Annotated in this window: 8 protein-coding genes, 3 tRNA genes and 1 pseudogene; 9 read left to right on the top strand and 3 right to left on the bottom strand. The window is 51.9% G+C overall.

The window, feature by feature from the left end:
* Positions 1–146 precede the first annotated feature (146 nt).
* Entirely contained in the window at positions 147–1,610 is a 1,464-nt protein-coding gene (gene guaB / locus Q4A85_RS12870) for an IMP dehydrogenase (RefSeq protein WP_303110980.1), read from the bottom strand.
* Between the two features lie 166 nt (positions 1,611–1,776).
* Between guaB and Q4A85_RS12865 the strand changes: the two genes are divergently transcribed.
* From Q4A85_RS12865 to Q4A85_RS12855, 3 genes are all read left to right on the top strand, one after another.
* On the top strand, positions 1,777–2,208 hold the full coding sequence (locus Q4A85_RS12865; RefSeq protein WP_303110978.1) for a hypothetical protein: 432 nt from the start codon (positions 1,777–1,779) through the stop codon (positions 2,206–2,208).
* 233 nt (positions 2,209–2,441) lie between these two features.
* On the top strand, positions 2,442–3,917 hold the full coding sequence (locus Q4A85_RS12860) for an aldehyde dehydrogenase family protein (protein ID WP_303110976.1): 1,476 nt from the start codon (positions 2,442–2,444) through the stop codon (positions 3,915–3,917).
* Positions 3,918–4,106: 189 nt separating this feature from the next.
* Positions 4,107–4,892, top strand: coding sequence for a hypothetical protein (locus Q4A85_RS12855; protein ID WP_303110974.1), 786 nt, complete (start codon positions 4,107–4,109; stop codon positions 4,890–4,892).
* 410 nt (positions 4,893–5,302) lie between these two features.
* Here the strand turns inward: Q4A85_RS12855 and hemL are convergent, their stop codons facing one another.
* Positions 5,303–6,586 carry a glutamate-1-semialdehyde 2,1-aminomutase gene (hemL, locus tag Q4A85_RS12850; RefSeq protein WP_303110972.1) on the bottom strand — a complete coding sequence of 428 codons (1,284 nt, stop codon included), beginning with the start codon at positions 6,584–6,586 and terminating at the stop codon, positions 5,303–5,305.
* Between the two features lie 283 nt (positions 6,587–6,869).
* Positions 6,870–7,013: a hypothetical protein gene (locus Q4A85_RS12845; protein ID WP_303110971.1), complete on the bottom strand. Its 144-nt coding sequence runs from the start codon at positions 7,011–7,013 to the stop codon at positions 6,870–6,872.
* Positions 7,014–7,091: 78 nt separating this feature from the next.
* On the opposite strand from Q4A85_RS12845, the gene rsmD reads away from it, so the two are divergent.
* The 6 genes and pseudogenes from rsmD to Q4A85_RS12815 all read left to right on the top strand — a co-directional run.
* On the top strand, positions 7,092–7,673 hold the full coding sequence (rsmD, locus tag Q4A85_RS12840; protein WP_303110970.1) for a 16S rRNA (guanine(966)-N(2))-methyltransferase RsmD: 582 nt from the start codon (positions 7,092–7,094) through the stop codon (positions 7,671–7,673).
* Positions 7,674–7,785: 112 nt separating this feature from the next.
* Positions 7,786–8,037, top strand: coding sequence for a YfhL family 4Fe-4S dicluster ferredoxin (locus Q4A85_RS12835; protein ID WP_200522607.1), 252 nt, complete (start codon positions 7,786–7,788; stop codon positions 8,035–8,037).
* An 83-nt stretch (positions 8,038–8,120) separates the two neighbouring features.
* Positions 8,121–8,204 (top strand) — tRNA-Tyr (locus Q4A85_RS12830).
* Between the two features lie 36 nt (positions 8,205–8,240).
* Positions 8,241–8,314, top strand: a tRNA-Gly gene (locus Q4A85_RS12825).
* A gap of 7 nt (positions 8,315–8,321) precedes the next feature.
* Positions 8,322–8,396, top strand: a tRNA-Thr gene (locus tag Q4A85_RS12820).
* A gap of 56 nt (positions 8,397–8,452) precedes the next feature.
* Positions 8,453–8,513 (top strand): annotated as a pseudogene (locus Q4A85_RS12815) (elongation factor Tu); the annotation flags it as partial.

The raw sequence follows: 8,513 nt of genomic DNA, 5'->3' as shown, positions 1-8,513 counted from the left end.
TTCATTTACGGTATTGTCCTTGAAATACTGTAAACAACGCTAGGGATTTCTACATCGAATAAACAATAAACACGGATACCATGATTTAAGGCAGCCTGAAAACGCTATTGCTTGTTTTCAGGCTGCCTAATCCATCATCTCAATGCTCAACGGCTGTAATTCGGTGCTTCCTTGGTAATCTGCACATTATGCACGTGCGATTCCTGCATCCCCGCCGAAGTAATCTCCACAAATTCCGCTTTCGCGTGCATCTCGGCGATATTCGCGCAGCCCAAATAGCCCATGCTGGAACGCAAGCCGCCCATAATCTGATGAATAATATTGATAATTGGGCCTTTGTGCGGTACGCGCCCTTCAATGCCTTCGGGCACATATTTATCCGTATTTTCCGTTTTCTCTTGGAAATAGCGGTCGCTAGACCCTTGGCTCATCGCCCCCAGAGAACCCATGCCGCGATACGATTTATACGCCCGCCCTTGGTATAGCTCAATTTCCCCAGGTGCTTCGTCTGTGCCTGCAAATATACCGCCCAGCATCACGCAATCCGCGCCCGCCGCCAAAGCCTTGGCGATGTCGCCCGAAAAGCGAATGCCGCCATCGGCAATCACCGAAACACCCGAGCCTTTCAAGGCTTCGGAAACATTGTGAATCGCGGTTAATTGCGGCACGCCCACGCCCGCCACAATGCGCGTGGTGCAAATAGACCCCGGCCCAATGCCCACTTTCACCGCATCTGCGCCCGCCGCCACCAAATCTTTCGCCGCTGCCGCCGTGGCGATGTTGCCACCGATGACTTGCACATCAGGAAACGTTTGTTTCACCCATTTCACGCGGTCAATCACGCCTTGGCTATGCCCATGCGCCGTGTCCACAACGATGATGTCCACGCCCGCTTCCACCAGCGCGCGCACGCGCTCTTCGGTTTCGCCGCCCGTGCCCACTGCCGCGCCCACGCGCAAGCGACCTTCTTCGTCTTTGTTGGCATTGGGAAACTCGGTGGTTTTGACAATATCTTTTACCGTAATCAAGCCTTTAAGCTCGTCTTGGTCGTTCAACACCAACACGCGCTCAATTTTATGCTCGTGCATCAATTCCCGCGCCACTTCGATGCTTGCGCCCACAGGCACGGTAATCAGCCGCTCGCGCGGGGTCATAATCGCCCGCACAGGCAAATCGGTGCGCGTTTCAAAACGCAAATCGCGGTTGGTAACAATGCCGATTACCTTGCCATTTTCCACCACAGGCAAGCCCGACATTCTGCGTTTACGCGCCGCGCGTTCAGCCAGCAATTCGCCAATCAATTTATCAGGCGACACGGTTACAGGGTCTTTCACCACGCCGCTTTCATGGCGTTTCACCTTGCGCACCGCCGCCGCTTGCTGCTCCACGGTCATGTTTTTGTGAATGATGCCGATGCCGCCTTCTTGCGCCATAGAAATCGCCAAACGCGCTTCGGTTACGGTGTCCATCGCGGCGGACAGTAACGGCAAATTGAGCGTAATTTTTTTGGTGAGCGGAGTTTTGAGCGAGACATCGCGGGGAAGAACTTGGGAATGAGCGGGAACAAGCAGAACATCGTCAAACGTGTAGGCTTTTTCTATGATACGCATTTTTTCACACACCTTTGCAGCGGGTTAAAATGCACGCGATTGTAGCATAATTGACGCGCTTTCAGGCAGCCTGAAAACGGTTTTCATGACAGCGTGCAAAAAACCTATTAAAATTCAGTTTATTTACACTTAACTGTGCTTTGATAACTTAAACAAGGAAAAGATTATGAAAACGAAAATCGCTTTATCTGCCATCGCCTTAGCGATTGCCGCTTCTTCTGCTTTCGCTGCCGACACTTCTATTTTCACATGGAAACAACGCAGCGGCGCACGCGCATTTGCCGACACGCCCCCAGGGTTGAAAATGGGTCAAGCCAGCACTATCAACGTGCGCACCCGCACCGTAACCCCACCACCTGTGGCAAAAAAAGAAGACCCCAATATGTCCACCGCTGATAAACAAGCCGCGTTGAACAAAGAAATTGAAGAAGAAAACCGCCGCAAAGAAGAAGCCAACAAAAAACAAATGGAAGAGGTGAAAAAAGAAAACTGCAAAGCGGCGCAAATGAATAAAGAAACCGTAACCAAAGCCAACGCGAAAAATAAAGATGCGTTGATTCCAAAATATGATGCGGATATTGCCAAATACTGCAACTAACCCAGCATAAACTGCTTCTCAGGCTGCCTAATACACGCTATTTAGGCAGCCTGAAATTTTATTACTATCTTGCAAAATCAATCGTTTAAAATCGCGTCTTTAAAAAAATTAACATACAGCCTTGAATCTTGGTTTTAACTACACCATACTACATTGGCGCAATCGCGTAAGGCAGCGTTCCATCAAGTATTGCTGTTCAGCGTTGCCCTAAACAACTCATCAAGGAGACCGTCATGGCTAAAAATCTAAACGTGTTTGACAAAGAATATGGTTTATTGATTAACGGTGCGTGGACGCAGCCCGCCAATCTGCTCGCTTCCTACAACCCCGCCAACGGCGCGGAGCTGGCAAAATTTACCGATGCCACCGATGCCGATGTGGACGCAGCCGTTGCCGCCGCGCAAGAAGCGTTTAAAACATGGAAAAAAACCACCGCCACCGAGCGCGCCGCCATCTTGAACCAAATCGCCGATGTGATTGACGAAAATGCCGAATTGTTCGCGCTGCAAGAAACGCTGGACAACGGCAAGCCGATACGCGAAACCCGTGCCGCCGATATTCCTCTGGCTTCCGACCATTTCCGCTATTTCGCCAGCGTGATTCGCGGCGAAGAAGGCACCGCCAACCAATTGGACGAAGAAGATTTGTCGCTGGTGTTGCGCGAACCGATTGGCGTGGTGGGGCAAATTATTCCGTGGAATTTCCCGTTTTTGATGGCGGCTTGGAAGATTGCGCCTGCGCTGGCGGCGGGCTGCACCATTGTGATTCACCCATCTAGCAGCACTTCGTTGAGCTTGCTGTCGTTTGCGCAAAAAATCAATCACTTGCTGCCCAAAGGCGTGTTGAATGTGATTACAGGCAAGGGCAGCAAATCGGGCGAATATATGTTGCACCATAAAGGCTTTAATAAACTGGCGTTTACGGGTTCAACCGAAGTGGGTCGCCGCGTGGGCATTGCTGCGGCGGAATTGCTGATTCCTTCTACTTTGGAATTGGGCGGTAAATCGGCCAACATTTTCTTTGACGATATGCCGTTTGATAAAGCCTTGGAAGGGGCGCAAAAAGGTATTTTGTTCAACCAAGGGCAGGTATGCTGCGCGGGTTCGCGGATTTTTGTGCAAGAGGGGATTTACGACAAATTCGTGGCTGCGTTGGCAGAGGAATTTAAAAAAGTGAAACTGGGCTTGCCTTGGGAAGATGATACGCAAATGGGTTCGCAAGTGAACGCGGGGCAACTGGAAACCATTTTGAAATATGTGAAAATTGGTGAACAAGAGGGCTGCCGCATCATCACAGGCGGTAAAAAAGCGGCGGGTGATTTGGCTGGCGGGGAATTTGTTGAGCCAACTTTGATTGAGGTGAACAGCAACGCGGCACGTGTGGCGCAAGAGGAAATCTTTGGCCCTGTGGCAACGGTGATTAAGTTCAAAACGGAAGAAGAAGTGGTTGCCATGGCTAACGAAAGCGAATACGGCTTGGGCGGCGGTGTGTGGACGCGCGATATTAACCGTGCGCTGCGCGTGTCGCGTGCGCTGGAAACGGGTCGCGTGTGGGTGAACTGCTATAACCGCTTGCCTGCGGGCGCGCCGTTTGGTGGCTATAAAACGTCTGGCATCGGGCGCGAAACGCATAAAATGATGCTGGCGGCTTACACGCAAGTGAAAAATATTTACATCAGTACGCGCGAGGAACGCGAGGGGTTGTACTAATCCTGCGGTGATGTGAATAAGATGAGGCAGCCTGAAAATGGGATTTTGCTTGGCGCAAGCGGGTGAATTCGTTTTCAGGCTGCCTTTTCGTGGTTATGATTGGGCTGAATAGTGTTTCAGGCTGCCTAATTGTTGGGCGGGTGCTTGGCGATAATGTTTCAGGCTGCCTTTTTTGATAAGGAGTGCTGTATGTCTTTCTCTTGTTTAAAGTTTAAACCTGTGGCGGCGACGCTGTTGGCCATGGCGTTGGCGGGGTGTATGTCGCAGCCGATGTCTAGCCGTGTGACGATGGAGTCTTCGGCGGATAACGCGATGGCAAGCAAATCGGTGGCGCAGGTGGAGCGGCTGGGCACGCAATGGGGCGATGAAGTGCAGTCGTCTGTGCAGCGCGTGGATTTGCGGCGGGTGGGTTCGCAGCCGTTGGCGGAACATGTTTTGCATTATGCGGCGAAGGATTATCAGGGGCGCAGCCTGAAATCTATTGCGCTGGCGGCGGGCAGAGTGGAGCTTTCGGTGCGCGGGGATAATCGCCGTGCGCTGCCGATTTTCCGCGACAATGGGCGGTATTTCTTGCGTGGCACGGCGGGGCAGGCGTATCAGCTGGTGTACAAAAATAACAGCGATAAAACGCTGGAAGTGGTGGCGAGCGTGGACGGCGTGGACGTGATTTCGGGCAAGGCGGCGAGCCGCTACCACAATGGCTATGTGTTGCGCCCGCATGGCACGCTGCTGATTGAAGGCTTCCGCAAGAGCGATGATGCGGTGGCTTCGTTTATTTTTGGCAAGCCAAGCGATGCTTATGTGGCGCATACGGACGAAGGTTCGGTGCGTAATGTGGGCGTGATTGGCACGGCGATTTTTGAACTGCGCGACCCGAATCGCGGGCGTGATGCGCGTGCGAGCGATGGTGCGGCGAATGCGTTTCCTGCGGACGGAGAGTGGGATAGCGGGGGGTATGCGAAAGCGCCGCGTTGATTGAATGCGGGTGTTGGGAGAATAGGGAAAGGCAGCCTGAAAACGGTTTTCTTGTTTTCAGGCTGCCTCTTTATAAGGGTGGGAATAGGGCAGGGCGGTGTGAACAAGATATTGATGCAGCCTGAAATCTTTGCAAAGACGTAGGTCGGGCATTTATGCCCGACCTACGGATAAGCAACAGTTTGTTTTTGCATTCATTTCTGAATATCAGATCAAATTTCCGCCTGTGCGGGAATGGTGGCATTTCTTGCTTTCAGGCTGCCTTTGGGTTTGAGCGAAAGTTTCAGGCTGCTTAAACGCGGGCGCGATATAAGGCAGCCTGAAACGATAACCCGCGTTCCCTACGGCTTGCTTGCAAGCCGTGCCCTTGCGCCAAAAACAACGGATGGGATTTTCAGGCTGCCTATGGCTTACGCCATCCCAGCAAACACTTCCGCCGCGATGGCAATCGTTTCGTCCACCAATTCCGCCGTGTGCGCGGCAGACATAAAGCTGGCTTCATACGCGGATGGCCCTAACGCCACGCCGCGTTCCAACAGCCCGTGGAAGAAGGTTTTGAACGCGGCGATGTTAGACGCTGCTATGTCGCTGTAATTTTGTGGCGCGTGGTCGGCAAAATAAAAACCAAACATCCCGCCGATGCTGTCGGCGGTGAATGTGATGCCTGCTTGTTTTGCGGCTTGGTTGATGCCGCTGACTAGCTGCTCGGTGCGTGCGGTAAGGTGTTCATAGAAGCCCGCGCGTTGGATGATTTCCAGCGTTTTCAAGCCTGCCGCCACAGCAACGGGGTTGCCCGATAGCGTCCCCGCTTGATACACGCCGCCCAACGGCGAAATGCAATCCATAATTTCTTTTTTGCCGCCAAACGCCGCCAACGGCATACCGCCGCCGATGACTTTGCCCATGGTGGTTAAATCGGGCGTGATGCCGTGCAGCGATTGCGCCCCGCCCAATGCCACGCGAAAGCCCGTCATCACTTCATCGTAAATCAGCACCGCGCCGTGTTGCGCCGTGATTTGGCGCAGCGTTTGAATAAATTTGGCAGACGGTTTCACCAAATTCATGTTGCCCGCAATCGGCTCTAAAATCACGCAGGCAATCTGCTCGCCCAGCTGAGAAAAACAGTTTTTCAGGCTGCCTACATCGTTATACGGCAGCACCAGCGTGTGTTGCGTGAAATCCGCAGGCACACCCGCCGAGCTGGGGTTGGCAAATGTCAGCAAGCCGCTGCCCGCTTTCACCAGCAAGCTATCGGAATGCCCGTGATAGCAGCCTTCAAATTTGATGATTTTGTCGCGCCCCGTGTAGCCACGCGCCAAACGAATCGCGCTCATGGTCGCTTCCGTGCCAGACGACACCAAGCGCAGCCGCTCCACGCTGGGCATAATTTTGGCGATTTCTTCGGCGATGACAATTTCCGCTTCCGTGGGCGCACCAAACGACAAGCCGCTCAACGCTACTTCACGCACAGCTTCCACCACTTCGGGATGCGCGTGCCCCACAATCGCAGGTCCCCACGAGCCAACGTAATCAATATATCGCTGCCCATTTTCATCCCACACAAACGCCCCCTGCGCCTTGTTAATAAAACGCGGCACGCCCCCCACGCTGCCAAACGCCCGCACAGGCGAGTTCACGCCACCGGGGATAATGTTTTTTGCCCGTTCAAAAAGCTGCTCATTGCGGTTTGCCATGATGATTTTCCTATGGATTGAGTGAAAACGAAATTTTAGCATTTAAGGCAGCCTGAAAACTATGCTGGGTTGTGTTTTAGCTTCGCAACTCCGCTTTGCTACGCAGGCTGCCGCACAATCTTAGAACCTATATTCATTATTTCCATAGGCAGATTTGATGACATAAAAGTGCGGATACAAGGTAAAAAGCACAGCAAGGTTGAACATCTTGCGAGCATTTCTAACGCGGTAGCCGCGTTTTTAGGGCATAAAAGATGGTTATGAAAATAGTGAATACAGGTTCTTAATCCACAGCCCAATAGGCAGCCTGAAAACGCGTTTGCGCATCGTTGCGAAACGCCCCCGCATCACCGCATTTCAGCTTTGCCACAGGCAGCGAACGCAAATCCGCTATAATTTCGCCTGCCTTATCATAGGCATTGCCCAAGCATCTTCATCGCCACACATAGGCAGCCTGAAAACAAATTCCCCGTCCCCACAAAACCCTAATCTACCCACAATCCCCATGAAGCCAACCCCAAAACACAACCCCAAACACAGCAATCAAGTCCGCATCATCGGCGGCGACCTGCGCGGCAGAAAAATCCCCTTTATCAGCGCAGAAGGACTGCGCCCCACCCCCGACAGCGTGCGCGAACGCCTATTCAACTGGCTCGGGCAATACCTTACCGCCCAACACACCCTAGACCTATTCGCAGGCAGCGGCGTACTCAGCTTTGAAGCCATCTCCCGCCACGCCCAAAGTGCCACCCTATGCGACACCCACCCCCCAACCATCCGCCAACTCCACACCATCGCCCAACAGCTCAACATCAGCAACCAAATTCACATCCACCAACAAAACGCCATCGCCCATCTCCGCGCCACCCACCAGTCATACCACACCATATTTCTAGACCCGCCCTACGCATGGCACGACTGGGCAAACCTATTTCCCGCGCTCCAACCCCACCTTTATCCCACCACCTACATCTACCTAGAAGCCAGCCAAATTCCCCCGCTTCCCGAATGGCTATCCATCCACCGACAAGGCAAAGCAGGGCACAGCCAATTTCTCCTGCTCAAACACACACAACCCACTGATTAAAATAAAGATAATAACCATTATCAAACTGTAAAAACCACCGCAAAAGGCAGCCTGAAAACAAAAAATTCGCTATAATCCCGCCCATTTCAAAACACACGCAAAGAGAAACAAAATGTCCCTATTCATCACCGATGAATGCATCAACTGCGATGTATGCGAACCCGAATGCCCCAACGATGCCATCTCACAAGGCGAAGAAATCTACGAAATCAACCCCAACCTATGCACACAATGCGTCGGGCACTACGATGAACCCCAATGCCAACAAGTCTGCCCCGTAGATTGCATCCTAATCGACGAAGAACACCCCGAAACCCACGAGCAACTACTCGCCAAATACTATAAAATCGTCCAAGAAAAATAAACACAAAAACAAAAACATCCAACAAAATAACCCATAAACGCTTGACCAAAATTTAAAAACTAACGTATAGTTGCAATTCTTTTGGTGGGATTCCCGAGCGGTCAAAGGGAGCAGACTGTAAATCTGCCACGAAAGTTTCGAAGGTTCGAATCCTTCTCCCACCACCATAAACAATTTCTTGCTGTATTTGGAGTAGAGAATAAGCGGGTGTAGCTCAATGGTAGAGCAGAAGCCTTCCAAGCTTACGGTGAGGGTTCGATTCCCTTCACCCGCTCCAAATTAAAGCCCATGTAGCTCAGGGGTAGAGCACTCCCTTGGTAAGGGAGAGGCCGGCAGTTCAAATCTGCCCATGGGCACCATCTAACTCAATTTCCAAATCCAATTTATTAACAAACTAACTGAATAGGAATTTGCCATGGCAAAGGAAAAATTTGAACGTAGCAAACCGCACGTAAACGTTGGTACCATCGGGCACG

It is taken from the genome of Kingella sp. (in: b-proteobacteria), assembly GCF_030527935.1.
Lineage (GTDB): Bacteria > Pseudomonadota > Gammaproteobacteria > Burkholderiales > Neisseriaceae > Kingella_B.
This window is presented reverse-complemented; position numbering and strand designations above follow the sequence as displayed.